Source organism: Streptomyces sp. LS1784 (genome assembly GCF_020103755.1).
Taxonomy (GTDB): domain Bacteria; phylum Actinomycetota; class Actinomycetes; order Streptomycetales; family Streptomycetaceae; genus Kitasatospora.
This window is the reverse complement of record NZ_JAHSQD010000117.1, coordinates 1-18,611: the sequence shown is the minus strand read 5'-3', so window position 1 is coordinate 18,611 and position 18,611 is coordinate 1. Positions and strand designations below refer to the sequence as shown.

Genomic DNA, 18,611 nt, shown 5'->3' with positions numbered 1-18,611 from the left:
CGCCCACCGCCCGGGCCGCAAGGCGGGCGCCCTGGTGGTCCTGGTGGACGGCGAGCTGGCGCTGTACGTCGAACGCGGCGGCAAGTCCCTGCTGGCCTGGCCGGAGGACGAGACCACCCGGGCGCTGGCGGCCGGGGCGCTCGCGGCCGCCGTCCGGGAGGGCGCGCTCGGCAGCGTCACGGTCGAGCGGGCCAACGGCGAGCCCGCGCTCGGCTCGGCCCTCGGCCACGCCCTGGAGGAGGCCGGTTTCCACGCCACCCCGCGCGGCCTGCGCCTGCGCCCGTGAACCGTGCGCCGCTGAACCGGACGCGGGAACCGGCGGACAGCGGCGGGGGAACGCCGGAGGCCGCGGGGTCGAGAACCCCGCGGCCTCCTGCCACGTCGAATCACCCGATCGGCGGCGGCTGCGCCTCCACCGGTCCCACCTGCTCCGGGCGCGGGCGCCGGGCCGGTCCGGTCGCGTTCCAGTCGGCGTGGACCGGAATGAGACCGAGTCCCCAGCCGCCGGCCGCGAGCAGCCCCAGCGCCGCACCGTCGGCCGACTGACCCCGGGCCACCAGGAGCCACCAGGCGAGCCCGGCCACGGAGACCGCCACCGCCCACCGCACCCGGAGGAACGGCCGCGCCCGGGCCCGTATTCGGGCCATCGGGCGCGTCTGCGCGTCTGTTCGCACGACCGCCATCCCTTCGCTCGCCCCGGGCAGGGGCGCCCGGGAGCCGAGGCCGGGATCAGGCGGCGACCACGTCCATCGCGGCGGCCTTGGGCGACATGTTCGCCCGGTCGGTGCCGGGGGCGGGCAGCGGAACCGGTTCGAGTACCGGCCTCAGCAGATCACCTTCGGAGAGGGTGGCCATCGCCGCAAGTTCGGCGAGCGACAGTTCGTCGCTGACCTCGCGCATGACCTCGGACATCCGGACGTCGAGTGCGTCGCAGATGGCGGAGAGCAGCTCCGAGGAGGCCTCCTTCTGTCCCCGCTCGACCTCGGAGAGGTATCCGAGCGAAACCCTGGCGGCCGCCGACACCTCGCGGAGTGTGCGGCCCTGGCGCTGGCGCTGCCGACGCAGTACATCGCCCAGTAGGCGACGGAGCAGGATCATCGGTGCCTCCCTCCTCGGACTGCGGATCGAGATGTCACGTCCCCACCGTACCGCCTTGCCCGCTTCGCGTGCGGGGACCCTGGTCGTGTTCACTCTGGGCTGCAAGGCCGTCCCCCTCCTTGTTCCGGTGTCAGACCCGGGTTCGCGGGCCCGTCGTGGTACCCGTTGCGGCCCACCCGGCCACCGTCACGCAACTCGTTCGCCACCTGGTTTCTGCCCAACCAGGGTGTTGGATGTAACACGATCCTCCAGCTGTCCCATACCCGCGCACCGGATCGGCAGATCTCGGTTCGGTGGAGATCCCTCCCGGCGGGCCCCTACCGTACGAACCGACCGACGAGCAGCTCCAGCGCCGCGGTCACCGCCCCGTGACGGATTGTGGCACGACTGCCCGACAGCAGGGGCGAACTGACCAGAGTTCCCCCCGGGCCTGCGACCGCCAGGTGTACCGTGCCCACCGGCTGCCCGTCCTGCGGGTCCGGGCCGGCCACCCCGGTCGTCGCGAGCCCGTACGTGGCCCCCAGCAGCCCGCGCACGCCCTCGGCCATCTGCCGGGCCACCACCGGGTGGACCGGCCCGTACACGTCCAGCAGGCCCTCGTCCACCCCGAGCACCGAGGCCTTCAGCTCGGTCGCGTACGCGGTGACCGAGCCCCGGAAGGTCTCGGACGCCCCGGGGACGTCCACCAGCGCGGCGGCCAGCAGGCCCCCGGTCAGCGACTCGGCGACGGCCAGCGTGCCGCCCTCGGCCCGCAGCGCGGCGTGCGCCCGCTCGGCCAGCTCGTAGTCCCGCTCCGCCACCCGGTTCCCCCGTCGCTCAGTGGGCCGCGCGCGCCGCGGCCTGTCCCTCGCGGCGCAGTCGCAGCGCCTGTCCGATGTAGTCCAGCGCGGTGCCGACGGTCAGCAGCACCGCCAGCCCCATCAGCACGGCCCGCCCGGTGGCCAGCCAGCCGGTCAGGTCCAGTACGTACATGCCGACCGCGGTGCCCTGGGTCAGCGTCTTGAGCTTGCCGCCGCGGCTGGCCGGGATGACCCCGTAGCGGATCACCCAGAACCGCATAAGCGTGATGCCGAGCTCGCGGGCCAGGATCACCACGGTGACCCACCAGGGCAGGTCGCCGAGCAGCGAGAGGCCGATCAGCGCCGAACCCATGATCGCCTTGTCGGCGATCGGGTCGGCGATCTTCCCGAAGTCGGTGACCAGGCCCTTGCGCCGGGCCAGCTCACCGTCGAACAGGTCGGTGATCATCGCGATCGCGAACGCGGCCCAGGCGACCGAGCGCCACTTGGGGTTGTGCCCGCCGTCGGCGAACAGCAGCGCCACGAAGACCGGCACCAGCAGCACCCGGACCATCGTGAGCACGTTGGCGATGTTCCAGACCCCCGGGGTGGACGGCGCCGCGGCCGCCGGTCTGCCCGGGTGGGCCGCGGCCGGGGCGCCGGGCCCCTTGGTCATTCCCCGGCTCCCGAAGACTTGGGCAGTCGCACCTGCTCCAGCGCCTCGGCGATCAGGTCGACGCCCTCACTGGCGACCACCTTGGCCCGCCAGAACTGGCCGACCTCGGGGGCCTCGACACCGTTGAGGGTGGTCAGGCCGTCGGTCTCCGGGGCCTGGTGGGCGGAGCGGCCCTCGACCACGCCGTCCTCGATCGACTCGATCAGCACCTCGACCTCGGTGCCGATCCGCTGCTCGGCCCGCTGGGCGGTCATCTCCTCGGCCAGCCGGCTCAGCCGGTCCAGCCGGTCGGCGACCACGTCCTCGGCGAGCTTGCCGTCGTAGGTCGCGGCCTCGGTGCCGTCCTCGTCCGAGTAGCCGAAGACGCCGATCGCGTCCAGCCCGGCGTGCGTGACGAACCGCTCCAGCTCGGCGAAGTCCTCCTCGGTCTCACCGGGGAAGCCGACGATGAAGTTGGACCGGGCGCCGGCCTGCGGGGCCTTGCCGCGGATGGTCCCCAGCAGTTCCAGGAACTGGTCGGTGGAGCCGAAGCGGCGCATCCGTCGCAGCACGGCGGGCGCCGAGTGCTGGAAGGACAGGTCGAAGTACGGCACCACGTCGGCGGTCCCGGTCATCGAGTCGATCAGGCCGGGGCGCATCTCGGCCGGCTGGAGGTAGGAGACCCGGACCCGCTCGACGCCCTCGATCGCGGCGATCTCGCCGAGCAGCGTCTCCAGCAGCCGGATGTCGCCGAGGTCCTTGCCGTACGAGGTGTTGTTCTCGCTCACCAGGACGATCTCGCGCACGCCCTGCCCGGCCAGCCACTGGGCCTCGTGCAGCACGTCGGAGGGGCGGCGGGAGATGAAGGAGCCGCGGAAGGCCGGGATGGCGCAGAAGGAGCAGCGCCGGTCGCAGCCGGAGGCGAGCTTGACCGAGGCGACCGGGCTGTCGTCCAGCCGCTTGCGCAGGGTGCGCGGGCCGGAGGCCGGGGCGAGGCCGTCGGGCAGGTCGGCGATCGGCTCGGCAGCGGCCTCGGCGCCGTGGCCGGGCAGGGCGACGGCCTCGGCGGCGGTCTGCCGCTCGGCCGGGCTGATCGGCAGCAGCTTGCGGCGGTCGCGCGGGATGTGCGGGGCGTGGTGGCCGCCGGAGAGGATGGTCTGGAGGCGGTCGGAGATGTCCGCGTAGTCGTCGAAGCCGAGCACGCCGTCCGCCTCGGGGAGGGCGTCGGCGAGCTCCTTGCCGTACCGCTCGGCCATGCAGCCGACCGCGACGACGGCCTGGGTGCGGCCGTGCCCCTTGAGGTCGTTGGCCTCCAGCAGGGCGTCCACCGAGTCCTTCTTGGCGGCCTCGACGAAGCCGCAGGTGTTGACCACGGCGACGTCCGCCTCGGCGGCGTCGTCGACGAGCAACCAGCCGTCGGCTTCCAGTCGCCCGGCGAGTTCCTCGGAGTCCACCTCGTTGCGGGCGCATCCGAGCGTGACAAGGGCGACAGTGCGGCGTTCAGGCATAGGGCCAAGATTAACGCGCGGGCTCCGGTGCCGTTCGCCCCGGAGGCCGCGAGCCTCGGATCAGCTGATCATCAGCGGGCCCTCCGGCCCCTGTGGTCAGCCCGCCTGCGGGTCTCCGGGGGTGTACGTGACGTGCACCACCTGGCCGTCCTTGCCGAGGAGACCGAGGTCCTTTCCGTTGACGTACGCGTGCACGGCCCCGCCGTTGCCCAGCACCAGCTTGATCTGCTTGGGGTCGGTGAAGGTCTGGTCCTGGCCGTTGCTGATGTTGTTCTGGAACAGCGACTTGCCGGTGCCGTCCGTCGCCGAGATCCAGCTGGTGCCCTCGGCGACCAGCTTCACGGTGACCTTGTCGGCCGGGACGGCGGCGATCGCGGCGGCGCTCGGCGCGGGCGCCTGCGGCTGGACGGTGGGCGTGTCCACCGGGGCCACCGAGCCGGTCCCGGCGCCGCTGGGCAGCGGCGAGCTGGCCGAGCCGGTGGTGCCGTGCCAGCCCTTGCCGCCGACCAGGTTGAAGCCGATCAGCACGACCACGGCGACGATCGCGGCGACCATGGCGGCCGCCCAGTTCGGCCGGCCGCGGCGGGGCACCTTGATCGGGCCGCGGTCGATCAGCTGGGTCGCCGCGCGCTTGCCTGCGGGCGAGCCGCCGTGCGCGGCGTCGTACCGGGCGACCAGCGCCTCGCCGTCCAGGCCGACCACCCGGGCGATCAGGCGGATGTGCCCGCGGGCGTAGAAGTCGCCGCCGCAGCGGGCGAAGTCGTCCTCCTCGATGGCATGGACGATCGGTACCCGCACCCGGGTGGCGGTGCTCACCTGGTCCACCGTGAGTCCCGCGTCGATCCGGGCGGTGGACAGCACCCGGCCGATGCTCGGGGCATCGGCCGCCTGCATCACGTCGTCGGTCGGCTCGGCGGACGAGTTGACGTTCTCGCGGTCGGAGGACTTGCGGATGGTCACTGGGCGCGCCTTTCGAGCGGATGGCCACCTGCTGGAGAACAGTCTAGGGGCGTGGGCGGATCGTTTCTCAAGCGGAACGGGTCCGACACCCCGCTGACGACCCGCCAGCGGAGCCGCGCGGGCAGCCCGGGGTCCGCTTTCCGCCGTGTGACGCGACGTACGGACGTTCGGTTCCCCGCGCGGCGCCTACCCTCCTCCGAACGAGTGACACCTCGCCCAGGACACGGTCCGGGCCCCGCAGGGCCCGGACCGTCAGCCCCGAAGGGTGATCAGCACCCCGTCCAGCTCGTCCGGCTTCACCAGCACGTCGCGGGCCTTGGAGCCCTCGCTCGGGCCGACGATCCCACGCGACTCCATCAGGTCCATCAGCCGGCCCGCCTTGGCGAAACCGACCCGGAGCTTGCGCTGGAGCATCGAGGTCGAGCCGAACTGGGTGGAGACCACCAGCTCGGCCGCCTGGATCAGCAGGTCCAGGTCGTCGCCGATCTCCTCGTCGATCTCCTTCTTCGGCCCGGCTCCGGCCATCACGTCGTCCCGGTAGACGGCGGTCAGCTGGTCCTTGCAGTGCTGCACCACCCTGGCGATCTCCGCCTCGGTGACGAACGCGCCCTGCATGCGGATCGGCTTGCTCGCGCCCATCGGCAGGAAGAGCGCGTCGCCCTTGCCGATCAGCTTCTCCGCGCCGGGCTGGTCCAGGATGACCCGGGAGTCGGCCATCGCGGAGGTCGCGAAGGCCAGCCGGGACGGCACGTTGGCCTTGATCAGGCCGGTGACCACGTCCACCGAGGGCCGCTGGGTGGCGAGCACCAGGTGGATGCCGGCCGCGCGGGCCAACTGGGTGATCCGGACCACCGAGTCCTCGACGTCGCGCGGCGCGACCATCATCAGGTCGGCCAGCTCGTCGACGATCACCAGCAGGTACGGGTACGGCCTCAGCTCGCGCTCGCTGCCCAGTGGCGGGGTGACCTTGCCGGCCCGCACCGCCGCGTTGAAGTCGTCCACGTGCCGGAAGCCGAACGCCGCGAGGTCGTCGTAGCGCATGTCCATCTCGCGCACCACCCACTGGAGGGCCTCGGCGGCCTTCTTGGGGTTGGTGATGATCGGCGTGATCAGGTGCGGGATGCCCTCGTACGCGGTCAGCTCGACCCGCTTGGGGTCGACCAGCACCATCCGCACCTCGTCCGGGGTGGCCCGGGCGAGGATCGAGGTGATCAGGCAGTTGATGCAGGACGACTTTCCCGCGCCGGTCGCGCCGGCCACCAGGATGTGCGGCATCTTGGCGAGGTTGGCCATCACGGTGTGGCCCTCGACGTCCTTGCCCATGCCGACGACCATCGGGTGCGAGTCCTCGGCGGCCGTGCGCGAGCGCAGCAGGTCGCCGAGGTTGACCATCTCGCGGTCCCGGTTGGGGATCTCGATGCCGACCGCGGACTTGCCCGGGATCGGGCTGATGATCCGCACGTCCGGGCTGGCCACCGCGTACGCGATGTTCTTGGCGAGCGCGGTGATCCGCTCCACCTTGACGGCCGGTCCGAGCTCGACCTCGTAGCGGGTGACCGTCGGACCCCGGGTGAAGCCGGTGACCTTGGCGTCCACCTTGAACTCGGTGAAGGTGCCGGTGAGCTGGGCGACCACCTCGTCGTTGAGGGCACTGCGGGCCTTGGCCGGGCCGCCGCGCTCCAGCAGGTCGAGCGAGGGCAGCGCGTAGGTGACGCCCTCGCCGAGCTGGAGCTGCTCCATCCGCACCGGCGCCGCGCCGTGCTCCTCGGGCGCGCCCGGGCCACCGCTGCGGGCGGCCGGGACGGCGGGCTCCTCCGGCGGGGCGGTGCGGTCCTGGACCTGGTGCATCATGTCCGCCACCGCGGAGGAGGCGGGCACGCCGTAGACCAGCGCGCCGTCCAGGTCGGCGGCCGCGCCGGCGGCGAGGTCGCGGGTGGCGTACGGGTCCAGTGGCTCCTTGTCCAGGGAGATCCGCCCGGCGTCCTCCGGCTCCTCGGTCTGCTTGCGCCGGCGGCGGCGCCGGCGGGCGGCCACCTCGTCCGAGGGGTCGTCACCGTCGGTGTCCACGGTGAACGGCAGCGCGTCGGGGTCGGCGTCCTCCGGCGGGTCGGTGGACAGCTCGCGCTCCGGCGTGCGCCCCCAGTGCTGCTCGTCCTCCGGCCCGGGCTCGACCACCCCGAGCCGTATGCCGATCCCCCGCACCCGGTCGCCGATCCGGTTGATCGGAGTGGCGGTGACCACCAACAGGCCGAAGAAGGACAGCAGCAGGAGCAGCGGCACGGCGAGCGCCGGCCCGGCGGCGGCCATCATCGGGGTGGACACGGCCCAGCCGATGATCCCGCCGGCCGCCCTTATCCGGGAGGCGCCGCTGCCCATCATGGGCGCGCCGCAGCCGATGTGGACCAGGCCGAGGACGCCGACCAGCAGCGCGCTCAGCCCGATCATGATCCGGCCGTTGGCCTCCGGCAGCTCCGGGTGGCGCCAGAGCCGGATCGCGATCCCGGCCAGCAGGAAGGGCACCAGCACGTCGAGCCGGCCGAACAGCCCGGACACCACGGCGGTGGCCGCCTCGGTCAGCCAGCCGGCGGAGCTGAACCAGGTGCCGGCGGCGACCATCAGCGCGAGCCCGAACAGCAGCAGGCCCACCCCGTCCTTGCGATGGTCGGGGTGGAGGTTCCTGGCACCCCGGAAGATCGCGGCGATCGGGCTCGCCAGGGCGTTGAGCGCGCCCATCAGCACCGACCTGGACGGTTTCGGCGGGGGCGGGGCCGGCTTGGCCGCCGTCCTCTTCGCGGGAGCCGCCTTCTTCGCCGCCGCCTTCTTCGCGGGCGGCTTGCCCGAGGCCTTCGCCGCGGCCTTCTTGGACGGTCCCGGACTCGTCTTACGTGCTGCGTTCCCGGGCGTGCGAGTGGCCATGGGTCAGCAGCCTACCGGGGCGGGCGACCACTGCACACGTGCCCGAGCCCGGGTGCCCGGACGTGTCGCAGACACCCCGTCACCCTGACCGGGTTTCACCCGTTCGCACCCACCGGACCACCCGTACGGGTGAACCGCCGACGGCGGGTCAGGAGCTGCCCGGGCGCATCGCGTCCAGCGCCCGGCGCAGCCCCACGAGCTTGCGCTCCAGGTGCGCGGCGGTGGCGGCCACCCCGGCGTCCTCGGCCCCGTCCAGCTGCTTGCCGAGCGCCTCCGCCTGCTCCTCGACCGCCGCCAGCCGCGCGGACAGCTCGCCCAGCAGCGCCCCGCCGAGAGCCTGCTCGCCGCCGCCCTCCTCCAGCCGCAGGCGCAGCAGCGCCGCCTGTTCCTTCAGCTGGCAGTTCTTCGCGTACAGGTCGACGAAGACGGAGACCTTGGCGCGCAGCACCCACGGGTCGAAGGGCTTGGAGATGTAGTCCACCGCGCCGGCCGCGTAACCGCGGAAGGTGTGGTGCGGGCCGTGGTTGATCGCGGTCAGGAAGATGATCGGGATGTCCCGGGTGCGCTCGCGGCGCTTGATGTGGGCGGCGGTCTCGAAGCCGTCCATCCCCGGCATCTGGACGTCCAGCAGGATCACCGCGAAGTCGTCGGTGAGCAGCGCCTTGAGCGCCTCCTCACCGGAGGCCGCGCGCACCAGCGTCTGGTCCAGGGCCGAGAGGATCGCCTCCAGCGCCAGCAGGTTCTCCGGTCGGTCGTCGACCAGGAGGATCTTGGCCTTCTGCATCAGGGCTCGCCCTCCTGTCGCCTGCCTGCCGCCCGGTGCAGGCACCCGCGTGCTGCCCACCGCTACCCCGGTCATGCTAGCCGCACCCCCTCGTCCGGCACATCGCCCCGTCGTCACCCGATCCGGAGCGGCGCGCAGCCAGTGCTCCGGCGCACGCTCACCAGCGTGTCGCCGCCCGGTCACTGTTCGCAACGATCGGTGACCCTACCCGGTTCCCGGGCCCGGCCGCCAGCAAACCGATCGACCGGCTGGCGTGAACCCCGGGGCCCGGTCCGGGGTTCACGCCTCCCCGCGCGGTCACGCGCGGTCCCCGTTCAACCATTCGTGCATCACCGACAGCAGGTGGTCGGTCTCCACCGGCTTGGTGATGTGGTCGGTGGCGCCCGCCTCCAGTGACTTCTCCCGGTCGCCCTTCATCGCCTTGGCCGTCAGCGCGATGATCGGCAGGCCTGCGAACTGGGGCATCCGGCGGATCGCCTCGGTGGTCGCGTAGCCGTCCATCTCCGGCATCATGATGTCCATCAGGACCAGCGCCACGCTCTCGTGCTGCTCCAGCATCTCGATGCCCTCCCGGCCGTTCTCCGCGTACAGGACGGTCAGGCCGTGCTGCTCCAGCACGCTGGTGAGGGCGAACACGTTGCGGACGTCGTCGTCCACGATCAGGACCTGCTGGCCGTCGAAACGCCGGTCCCCGTTGACCGGGCGGGGCTGCACGGGCTCCGCCGCCCGCGGCCCGGCGACGCTCTCCAGGGCGGCACTGCGCCGGCGCTCCACGGCACCGCGGCGGCGCTCCTCGGCCAGCTCGCGGACCTCCTGGGCCCAGTGGTCGGCCGGGTTCTCACCGACCGGCACCGGCAGGCCCACCGGGGTCACCCCGACCGAGGCGCGCGGCGCCAGGCCGTTCGGAACGGCCGGGCGCGGCTCGCCGACGGGCTCCGGGGCCTCGGTGCGCAGCGGCAGGTAGAGCGTGAAGGTGGAGCCCTTGCCCAGCTCGCTCTCGGCGTGGATCTCCCCGCCGAGCAGCCGGGCGATCTCTCGGCTGATGGACAGGCCGAGGCCGGTGCCGCCGTACTTGCGGCTGGTGGTGCCGTCGGCCTGCTTGAACGCCTCGAAGATCTCCCGCAGCTTGTTGCCGGGGATGCCGATGCCGGTGTCGGAGACCGAGAAGGCGATCAGCTCGTCGTCCGGGTCCTGGATCGAGCCGGACTCCAGCAGCCGCTCGCGCACGTGCTGCGGGGCCTCCCGGCCGGCCGGGCGGATCGAGAAGTCGACGGCCCCGGCGTCGGTGAACTTCACCGCGTTGGAGATCAGGTTGCGCAGGACCTGCTGGAGCCGCTGCTCGTCGGTGTGGAGGGTGACCGGCAGGGCGGGCGAGACCCGGACGGCGAAGTCCAGGTTCTTGTCCAGCGCGACCGGCTGGAAGGTGGCCTCGACGTAGTCGACCAGCTGGACCAGGGCGATCCGGGCCGGGCGGACGTCCATCTTGCCGGCCTCGACCTTGGACAGGTCGAGGATGTCGTTGATCAGCTGGAGCAGGTCGGAGCCCGCGCCGTGGATGGTGTCGGCGAACTCGACCTGCTTGGGCGAGAGGTTGCCCTCGTTGTTGTCGGAGAGCAGCTTGGCCAGGATCAGCAGCGAGTTGAGCGGGGTGCGCAGCTCGTGCGACATGTTGGCGAGGAACTCGCTCTTGTACCGGGAGGCCAGGGCGAGCTGCTCGGCGCGTTCCTCCAGGACCTGCCGGGCCTCCTCGATCTCGCCGTTCTTGATCTCGATGTCGCGGTTCTGCTGGGCGAGTTGCTCGGCCTTCTCCTGCAACTCCTCGTTGGTGCGCTCCAGTTCCTCCTGGCGGGCTTCCAACTCGGCCGACCGCATCGAGAGTTCGGCGGTCAGCCGCTGGGACTCCAGCAGCAGGCCCTCGGTCTTGGTGTTGACGCTGATGGTGTTGACGGTGACGCCGATCAGGTCGGCGATCTGGTTCAGGAAGTCCAGCGCGACGGTGGTGAAGGAGCTGAAGGTGGCCAGCTCGATCACGCCCAGCAGCCGGCCCTCGAACAGCACCGGCAGCACCACGATGTGGGCCGGGGAGGCCTCGCCGAGCCCGGAGGCGATCTTCAGGTACCCGGGCGGCGCCTCCTTGAGGATGATCGCCCGCTTCTCCACCGCGGCCTGGCCGATCAGCGACTCTCCGGGGCGGAAGGTGGTCGGCATCGCCCGCCGCTGGTAGCCGTAGCTGCCGATCAGGCGCAGCACGGTGTCGTTCTCGTCGTCGTCCTCGGTGATCAGCTCGGCGGTGCGGCCGGCCGGCTGGGCGAGGAAGAAGGCGCCGTGCTGGGCGGAGACCACCGGGGTCAGCTCGGTCATGATCAGCGAGGCCACCGCCTCCAGGTCCCGGCGGCCCTGGAGCAGGCCGGAGATCCGGGCCAGGTTGGTCTTGAGCCAGTCCTGCTCCTGGTTGGTGCGGGTGGTCTCGCGCAGGTTGGCGATCATCTGGTTGATGTTGTCCTTGAGCTCGTCGAGCTCGCCCGCGGCGTCCACGTCGATCCGCAGGCTCAGGTCGCCCCTGGTGACCGCGGTGGCGACCTGGGCGATCGCGCGCACCTGCCGGGTCAGGTTGTTGGCCAGCTCGTTCACCGACTCGGTGAGGTCCTGCCAGGTGCCGTCCACGCCGGGCACCCGGGCCTGGCCGCCGAGCCGTCCGTCGGTGCCCACCTCGCGGGCCACCCGGGTGACCTCGTCGGCGAACGCGGAGAGCTGGTCGACCATGGTGTTGATGCTGGTCTTGAGCTGGAGGATCTCGCCGCGGGCGTCGACGTCGATCTTCTGCGAGAGGTCGCCGCGGGCGACCGCGGTGATCACCAGCGCGATGTTCCGCACCTGGCCGGTGAGGTTGTTGGCCATCAGGTTGACGTTGTCGGTCAGGTCCTTCCAGATCCCGGCGACGCCCGGCACGCTCGCCTGACCGCCCAGGGTGCCGTCGGTGCCCACCTCGCGGGCCACCCTGGTGACCTCCACCGCAAAGGAGGAGAGCTGGTCGACCATGGTGTTGAGCGTCGCGGCGAGGGCCGCCACCTCGCCCTGCGCGTCGATGGAGATCTTCTTGGAGAGGTCGCCGCGGGCCACCGCGCCGGCGACCTCGGCGATGTTGCGCACCTGGCCGGTCAGGTTGGATGCCATGAAGTTGACGTTGTCGGTCAGGTCCTTCCAGATGCCCGACACCCCGCGCACCCGGGCCTGGCCGCCCAGGATGCCCTCGGTGCCCACCTCGCGGGCCACCCGGGTCACCTCGTCGGCGAAGGCCGACAGCTGGTCGACCATGGTGTTGACGGTCGTCACCAGCTCCAGGATCTCGCCCCGGGCGTCGACGGTGATCTTCTTGGAGACGTCGCCGCGCGCCACCGCCGTGGTCACCTCGGCGATGTTCCGGACCTGGCTGGTCAGGTTGTTGGCCATCAGGTTGACGGAGTTGGTCAGGTCCTTCCAGATCCCGGCCACACCGGGCACGCTGGCCTGCCCGCCGAGGATGCCCTCGGTGCCGACGTCCCGGGCGACCCGGGTCACCTCGTCCGCGAAGGCGCCCAGCTGGTCCACCATCGTGTTGATGGTGTTCTTCAGCTCCAGGATCTCCCCGCGCGCGTCCACCTGGATCTTCTGCGACAGGTCGCCCTTGGCCACCGCTGTCGTCACCTGGGCGATGTTGCGGACCTGATCGGTGAGGTTGTTCGCCATGAAGTTGACGTTGTCGGTCAGGTCCCGCCAGACCCCGGCCGCCCAGGGCACCTGGGCCTGACCGCCGAGCCGCCCCTCGGTGCCCACCTGGCGGGCCACCCGGGTCACCTGCTCGGCGAAGCCGGAGAGCTGGTCCACCATCGTGTTGATGGTGTTCTTCAGCTCCAGCATCTCCCCGCGCGCGTCCACCTCGATCTTCTGCGAGAGGTCCCCGCGCGCCACCGCCGTGGTCACCTGGGCGATGTTGCGCACCTGACCGGTCAGATTGTCGGCCATGAAGTTCACCGAGTCGGTCAGGTCCCGCCAGACCCCGGCCACACCCGGCACCTGGGCCTGCCCGCCGAGCCGGCCCTCCGTCCCCACGTCCCGGGCCACCGCGGTGACCTGGGCGGCGAATCCGTTCAACTGGTCCACCATCGTGTTGACGGTGTTCTTCAGCTCCAGCATCTCGCCGGCCACCTCGACGGTGACCTTGCGGGACAGGTCGCCCTTGGCCACCGCCGTGGTCACCTGGGCGATGTTGCGCACCTGCGCGGTCAGCCGGCCCGCCATGGTGTTGACCGAGTCCGCCAGGTCCTTCCAACTGCCCGAGACACTGCGGACCTTGGCCTGGCCGCCGAGCTTGCCCTCGGTGCCGACCTCGCGGGCCACCCGGGTCACCTCGTCGGTGAACTCGGAGAGCTGGTCCACCAGCCCGTTGACGGTCCGCCCGATCTTCAGGTACTCGCCGCGCAGCGGGTGGCTCACCCCGTTGCTGTGCAGCGAGCGCAGCTCCATCTTCTGGTCCAGGTCACCCTCGGCGATCGAGGTCAGCACCCGGCCCACCTCGGCCATCGGGCGGGCCAGGTCGTCGATCAGCGCGTTGCAGTTGTCGACCGCCGCCATCCAGGCGCCCTCGCCCGCGCCGGTCTCCAGCCGCTCGTTCAGCCGGCCCTCGCGGCCCACCGCCCGTCGCACCCGTGCCAGTTCGCCGGTCAGGTGCTGGTTGCGCTCGGCGACCTCGTTGAACACCGCGGCGATCTCGGCCAGCGGACCGTCCCCGGGGACGGTCAGCCGGCGGCGGAAGTTTCCGTCCCGCATCGCGGTCAGCGCCGACAGCAGCTTGCGCAGCTCGGCGGGCTCCGCGCCACGGTTGTGGCTCGCCCGCCGGCCGGCCGCGTTCCGCGGCACGGCCCCGGGGCGCCCACCGCGCGGGGCGGGCGGCGTCGTTCCGGTTGCGTCCTTGGTGGCCGAACTCAACGGGCCCCTCCCACATCGTGAACTGTCCGGTGACCGACCGTGCCGGTGCGGCACGCACCCGGGCACCGGCCCGGCTGGGCTGCGTACCGGCGGCCCGAGAGGCGCCGGCACCCACACGACCGTACTGCTCCCACCGGCCGTCGCGGACCCCCCAGTCTGGCAGCACCGGCAGCGGGTGCACGGCCGGTTGTGCTCGGTTCGTACCGCACCGTCCGAAACAGGTGGGCAGAATCACCCTCTGGTGCCTGTTTCGACTCCCCGCCCCCACGGGGAACCAAGCGGAAAGTAGGGTGGAGCGCTGCACCGGGCCACGACCCGACCCAGCGCCGCCGCTCACCCCGACGGCGCGCACGGGGAGTCGGCGCCGCACCCCGGACAGCCAGGGCATGAGCAGCAGAGGAGAAGTGGCAACGTGGTCACCGCGCGCGCAGCCGCCACCTTCGACCCCGACGGCCGGTCCGCGGCCGCCGCGCGGGGTTTCGTCCGGGACGCTCTGCTCGGCTGGGGCCTGCCCGAGGTCGTCGACGACGCGGTCGTGCTGGTCAGCGAGCTCGTCACCAACGCCGTCGTGCACGCCGGCACCGCCGCGGAGGTCTGCTGCCTGCGCGAGGAGGAGAGCGTCCGGATCGAGGTCACCGACCACCACCCCGAGCGCGGCCTGCCCTCGCTCGGTGACGGTCCGGTCACCGCCTCCGACCGCTACGCCGACCCGGACGGCGAGGGCGGCCGCGGCCTGCTGATGTGCTCCGCCCTCGCCGAACGGTGGGGCGTCGAGTACGCGGCCGGCCGCAAGACCGTCTGGTTCCGCCTCCAGCTGCCCGCACACGTGCTCGGCACCCGCTATGCCGTTCCCGCGACCCCCGGCAGCGATCTGCCCAGCGGCCCCGGCCCGGTGCACGTCGCCGTCGTCCAACTCGACGAGGACGGCCGGGTGCTGGCCTGGAACCCGGACGCCGAGGCGCTCTTCCAGTACCCCGCCGCCGCCGTCCTCGGCCGCCCCTGGGCCGACCTCGCGGTCTGGCCGCAGTCCCCCGACCGAGGCCTCGGCCTGACCGACACCCTGCGGATGGCCCGCTGGGAGGGCGGCTACGGCATCCGCCTCCAGGACGGCCGCGAGGTCGAGGTGTACGGCGTCCAGGTCCGGCTGCGCGACACCGAGGGCGTCCCCTCCACCCTCTGTCTGCTCGTCCTCGAACCAGACCGCGCGGTGCTGCGCTCCCCCGCCCGCGCCCTGCCCGGCGACCGCCCCGACCCGGCCGGTCCCCGGCTTGACCTGCTGGCCGGCCCGGTCGCCACCGACGACCTCGACACCCTGCTCCAGCGCACCGTCGAACGCGCCCGCGACCTGCTCGACGGCGACGCTGCGTACCTGCTGCTCACCACCGAGGACGAGGCCGAGTTCGAGGTCCGGGCCGCCACCGGCCTCACCGCCGGACACCGCCGGCACTCCCGCTTCCCGGTCGGGACCGGCAACCGCTACGACTCCGCCCGGCTGCCCTCCGTCCACGAGGACCTCTCCACCCGGCCCACCGGCCTGCCACTGCTCTCCGGCAGCGGCATGCGCTCGCTGGTCACCGTCCCGCTCAAGGTCGAGGGCCGGCTGATCGGCTCCCTCGGCATCGCCGCCGCCGTACCCGGCCGCTACGACAACGAGGACGCGCTCCGCCTCCAGTTCGCCGCCGACCGGGTCGCCCTCGCCGTTGAGAGCACCCGGCTGACCGAGCTCGAACAGCTCCGCCGCGGCTCGCTCTCCTTCCTGGTCGAGGCCTCCGACCTGCTGGCCGGCACCCTCGAACACGAGCAGACCCTCGCGCTGATGGCCCAGATGGCCGTCCCCACCCTCGCCTCCTGGTGCGCCGTCTACACCACCCCCGACCACGCCTCCCCGGCCCGGCTCGCCTTCGTCCTGCACGAGGACGAGGACCGCATCGACCCGCTGCGCGACCTGCTCGGCAAGACCCCCGCCCCGGAGGCCGGCCCCACCCACGGCGTCCGGTTCTGGACGGCCCCCACCGAGACCGCCGAGGCCGGCGGCCTCACCGACGGCCCGGAACTCGCCGGACTGCTCGGCGAGACCGTCGTCCTCGCACTGACCGCCCGCAACCGCGTCATCGGCCTGCTGGTGCTCGGCGTCCCGGCCGGCGTCCGGTTCCGTCAGGAGATCCTCGAACTCGCCGAGGACCTCTCCCGCCGGGCCGCCCTCGCCCTGGACAACTCCCGCCTCTACTCCGAACGCACCGCCACCAGCCAGGCCCTCCAGCGCAGCCTGCTCCCACCGGACCTGCCGGAGATCCCCGGCGTCGAGGTGGACGTCTACTACCAGGCGGCCGGCGAGGGCAACGAGGTCGGCGGCGACTTCTACGACCTGTTCACCATCCGCGAGGGCACCTACGGCTTCGCCATCGGCGACGTCTGCGGCACCGGCCCCGAGGCCGCCTCGGTCACCGGCCTGGCCCGGCACTCCCTGCGGCTGCTCGCCCGCGAGGGCCTCGACGCCCCGCAGGTGCTGCGCCGGCTCAACGCGGCCATCCTGGACGAGGGTTCACGCAGCCGCTTCCTCACCCTGCTCTACGGCGAACTGACGCCCCGACCGGACGGCAGCACCGAGCTCTCCCTGGTCTGCGCCGGCCACCCGCTGCCGCTGCGGCTGCGCACCGACGGCCAGGTCGACCGCGCCGCCACCCCGCAGCCACTGCTCGGCGTCATGGACGACCTCGACCTCACCGCCGAACACCTGGTGCTCGCCCCTGGCGAGGTCCTGCTCTGCGTCACCGACGGAGTCACCGAACGCCGCGAGGGCCGGCGGATGCTGGGCGACGACGGCCTCGCCGAGGTGCTCACCGGCTGCACCGGCCTGACCGCGGGCGCGGTCGCGGCGCGGGTGCAGCGCGCGGTCGAGCGCTTCGCGCCGGAGCCGCCGTCCGACGACATGGCGATCCTGACCCTGCGGGTGCCCACCCAGCGCCAGGCGTGAGCGGTCCGCAAGCCGCGCCGTGCTGACGCAGTCACAAATTGTTATATTCACAAGGGTACAAGCGAGCCGGTCCGGGTAAACCGATCTCACCGGGGAATCCCTCCGGCGGGGACGTGACCAGCGGCTCTCCGCTGGCCCATCACTTCCGATGGCCCATCACTTCCGACCGCAGCCCGCGCACGCTCACAGCCGTGCGCCTTCGGTGCGGTCGCGCGCATCCACTCATCGAGACGACACCCACAGCGTCACTGCGCCCTGCGCGCGCCCAGAGTGAAAGGAGCCTCCGGTGAGCAACGACGCTTCCGGGGCAACGAACGCCCGCTCCACCGGAGCCGACGCAGGTAACCTCGGCTACCTCGCGCTCGGACTCACACTGCTCGCCTACGGTCTGCTCTCCACCGGCATCCTGCACGGCGCCGGGCTCGGGGACGCGGCCCACCTCACCCACCTGCTCGGCGGCGTCACCCTCTTCATCGCGGGCCTCTGGCAGCTCCGCGGCGGCGAGGGCTTCACCGGAACCGCCTTCACCAGCCTCGGCGCCTTCTGGGCGACCTGGTCCGCGGCCGGCGGGGCGAGCAAGAACGCCGCAGGCCTCTTCCTGCTGCTGTGGGCCCTGCTCGCCCTCACCCTCACCGCCGCGAGCTGGGGCGCGGGCCTGCTCAGCCGCGCCGTCTACGGCCTGTTGACGCTCTCCCTGCTGCTCTCCGCCATCGCCACCTTCGGCGGCTACGGCGGCCTGGCCAAGACCGCCGGCTGGATCGCGGCCGCCTCCGGGCTCGCCGCCTGGTACTGGGCCACCTCCGCGCTGAGCAACGGGTCCTGGGGGAAGGTCTCCCTGCCGGTCAAGTGACCGGTCCGGAACGACCTCGGTCCGAGCTCGACTGGAGCTGGGCTCCGCTTCGGCCCGACCTGGGTTCCGATCCGGCTCGACCTGAGTTCAGCCTCGGTTCAACCGACCTGCTCCAGCCGCTCCTCGGCGGTGGTGCGGGGCCGGATCTCCGTCCCGGCGGAGGCCCGGCCCCGTCGGCGTGCCACCAACGCCAGCACGGCGTAGGCGAGAAGCAGGATCACCACGGCCACGATGCCGTCCAACCAGAAGTGGTTGGCCGTCACCACCACCACGGCCACCGTCAGCACCGGATGCAGCACCATCACCCATCGCAGCGAACTGCGTGACACCCGGATCACCGCTACCGCCGCCAGCACGCACCAGGCGACGTGCACCGAGGGCATCGCCGACAACTGGTCGGCCACCACCACACCGCCGACCGCGCCGCCGTACACCGACTGCCCGTACTGGGCGGCCAGGTCCACGAAGCCGCTCTCCGGCAGCATCCGCGGCGGCGCCACCGGGATGAACTGCACCAGCAGGCAGACCGCCGTCGTGATCACCACCGTGTTGCGCACCCACGCGTAGCGGTTCCGGTGCCGCACGAACACCCAGAGCAGGACACCGAGCATGACGGCGAAGTGCATGACCGCGTAGTAGTAGTTCGCCAGCCTCGCCAGCACCGGGTACGGCGTGACCGCCTGCTGCCAGGAGGCCTCGTCCGGCAGTCCGATCACCTGCTCGGTGTGGTGGATCCAGCTCGCGCGGTCCAGCGCGTGGTCCGTACTCATCACCGAGAGGTGCCCGACCAGCTGCCAGAGCGCGAACAGCGCCAACAACGTGCCGGCCTCCCGCAACAGCGCGGACAGCGCAGGCTTCCGGCCCTTCACCGCCGCGTACGCACCCGCGTGGAGGCCGATCGCGGCGGCCCCGGCGGACTGCCAGGTCAGGGTCAGGTTCTGCATTGGCAGAGGGTAACGCAAAAAGCCCCTTCCCGGACGGGAAGGGGCTTTTCGGAAGAATTGTTCGGCGGCGTCCTACTCTCCCACAGGGTCCCCCCTGCAGTACCATCGGCGCTGTAAGGCTTAGCTTCCGGGTTCGGAATGTAACCGGGCGTTTCCCTCACGCTATGACCACCGAAAC

The 18,611-nt window shown here is 72.2% G+C and carries 12 protein-coding genes, 1 rRNA gene and 1 pseudogene; 3 read left to right on the top strand and 11 right to left on the bottom strand.

Translation table 11 applies throughout. The features are described 5' to 3' along the window. A pseudogene (locus KS423_RS16440) lies at window positions 1-286 on the top strand (DEAD/DEAH box helicase); the annotation flags it as partial. A gap of 100 nt (window positions 287-386) precedes the next feature. Here KS423_RS16440 and KS423_RS16435 read toward each other — a convergent pair. From KS423_RS16435 to KS423_RS16395, 9 genes are all read right to left on the bottom strand, one after another. Beyond that, on the bottom strand, window positions 387-674 hold the full coding sequence (locus KS423_RS16435; RefSeq protein WP_224279937.1) for a hypothetical protein: 288 nt from the start codon (window positions 672-674) through the stop codon (window positions 387-389). Between the two features lie 55 nt (window positions 675-729). Next, window positions 730-1,098: a helix-turn-helix domain-containing protein gene (locus KS423_RS16430; RefSeq protein WP_049660741.1), complete on the bottom strand. Its 369-nt coding sequence runs from the start codon at window positions 1,096-1,098 to the stop codon at window positions 730-732. A 317-nt stretch (window positions 1,099-1,415) separates the two neighbouring features. Then, complete coding sequence (locus KS423_RS16425) at window positions 1,416-1,898, bottom strand: CinA family protein (RefSeq protein ID WP_224279936.1); 483 nt, start codon at window positions 1,896-1,898, stop codon at window positions 1,416-1,418. Window positions 1,899-1,914: 16 nt separating this feature from the next. Next, the gene (gene pgsA / locus KS423_RS16420; RefSeq protein WP_224279934.1) at window positions 1,915-2,553 is read right to left on the bottom strand and encodes a CDP-diacylglycerol--glycerol-3-phosphate 3-phosphatidyltransferase; all 639 of its coding nucleotides are present in this window, start codon (window positions 2,551-2,553) and stop codon (window positions 1,915-1,917) included. Beyond that, window positions 2,550-4,040: a 30S ribosomal protein S12 methylthiotransferase RimO gene (gene rimO / locus KS423_RS16415; RefSeq protein ID WP_224279931.1), complete on the bottom strand. Its 1,491-nt coding sequence runs from the start codon at window positions 4,038-4,040 to the stop codon at window positions 2,550-2,552. The genes pgsA and rimO overlap by 4 nt, the downstream gene beginning before the upstream one ends. A 96-nt stretch (window positions 4,041-4,136) precedes the next feature. Continuing rightward, window positions 4,137-4,934 carry a helix-turn-helix domain-containing protein gene (locus tag KS423_RS16410; protein WP_224279941.1) on the bottom strand — a complete coding sequence of 266 codons (798 nt, stop codon included), beginning with the start codon at window positions 4,932-4,934 and terminating at the stop codon, window positions 4,137-4,139. Between the two features lie 318 nt (window positions 4,935-5,252). After that, window positions 5,253-7,916 (bottom strand): DNA translocase FtsK, encoded by a 2,664-nt coding sequence (locus KS423_RS16405; RefSeq protein WP_224279929.1) that lies wholly within the window; start codon window positions 7,914-7,916, stop codon window positions 5,253-5,255. Between the two features lie 148 nt (window positions 7,917-8,064). After that, window positions 8,065-8,703: a response regulator gene (locus KS423_RS16400; protein WP_224279939.1), complete on the bottom strand. Its 639-nt coding sequence runs from the start codon at window positions 8,701-8,703 to the stop codon at window positions 8,065-8,067. Window positions 8,704-8,997: 294 nt separating this feature from the next. Continuing rightward, window positions 8,998-13,506: a HAMP domain-containing protein gene (locus KS423_RS16395; protein WP_374119965.1), complete on the bottom strand. Its 4,509-nt coding sequence runs from the start codon at window positions 13,504-13,506 to the stop codon at window positions 8,998-9,000. A gap of 571 nt (window positions 13,507-14,077) precedes the next feature. On the opposite strand from KS423_RS16395, the gene KS423_RS16390 reads away from it, so the two are divergent. Both KS423_RS16390 and KS423_RS16385 read left to right on the top strand, forming a co-directional pair. Then, window positions 14,078-16,639, top strand: coding sequence for a SpoIIE family protein phosphatase (locus tag KS423_RS16390; RefSeq protein ID WP_224279926.1), 2,562 nt, complete (start codon window positions 14,078-14,080; stop codon window positions 16,637-16,639). 286 nt (window positions 16,640-16,925) lie between these two features. Beyond that, window positions 16,926-17,489, top strand: coding sequence for a GPR1/FUN34/YaaH family transporter (locus KS423_RS16385; RefSeq protein ID WP_224279924.1), 564 nt, complete (start codon window positions 16,926-16,928; stop codon window positions 17,487-17,489). 98 nt (window positions 17,490-17,587) lie between these two features. On the opposite strand, the gene KS423_RS16380 is transcribed toward KS423_RS16385, so the two are convergent. Then, window positions 17,588-18,433, bottom strand: coding sequence for a phosphatase PAP2 family protein (locus tag KS423_RS16380; protein WP_224279922.1), 846 nt, complete (start codon window positions 18,431-18,433; stop codon window positions 17,588-17,590). Window positions 18,434-18,492: 59 nt separating this feature from the next. Then, window positions 18,493-18,609: ribosomal RNA gene (gene rrf / locus KS423_RS16375) — 5S ribosomal RNA — on the bottom strand. Window positions 18,610-18,611 lie beyond the last annotated feature (2 nt).

Coding starts and splice junctions, on each gene's coding strand:
- pgsA (WP_224279934.1), bottom strand. CDS start 2,553: ATGACCAAGGGGCCCGGCGCCCCGGCCGCGGCCCACCCGGGCAGACCG.
- KS423_RS16395 (WP_374119965.1), bottom strand. CDS start 13,506: ATGCGGGACGGAAACTTCCGCCGCCGGCTGACCGTCCCCGGGGACGGT.
- KS423_RS16405 (WP_224279929.1), bottom strand. CDS start 7,916: ATGGCCACTCGCACGCCCGGGAACGCAGCACGTAAGACGAGTCCGGGA.
- KS423_RS16410 (WP_224279941.1), bottom strand. CDS start 4,934: ATGCAGGCGGCCGATGCCCCGAGCATCGGCCGGGTGCTGTCCACCGCC.
- KS423_RS16380 (WP_224279922.1), bottom strand. CDS start 18,433: ATGCAGAACCTGACCCTGACCTGGCAGTCCGCCGGGGCCGCCGCGATC.
- rimO (WP_224279931.1), bottom strand. CDS start 4,040: ATGCCTGAACGCCGCACTGTCGCCCTTGTCACGCTCGGATGCGCCCGC.
- KS423_RS16430 (WP_049660741.1), bottom strand. CDS start 1,098: ATGATCCTGCTCCGTCGCCTACTGGGCGATGTACTGCGTCGGCAGCGC.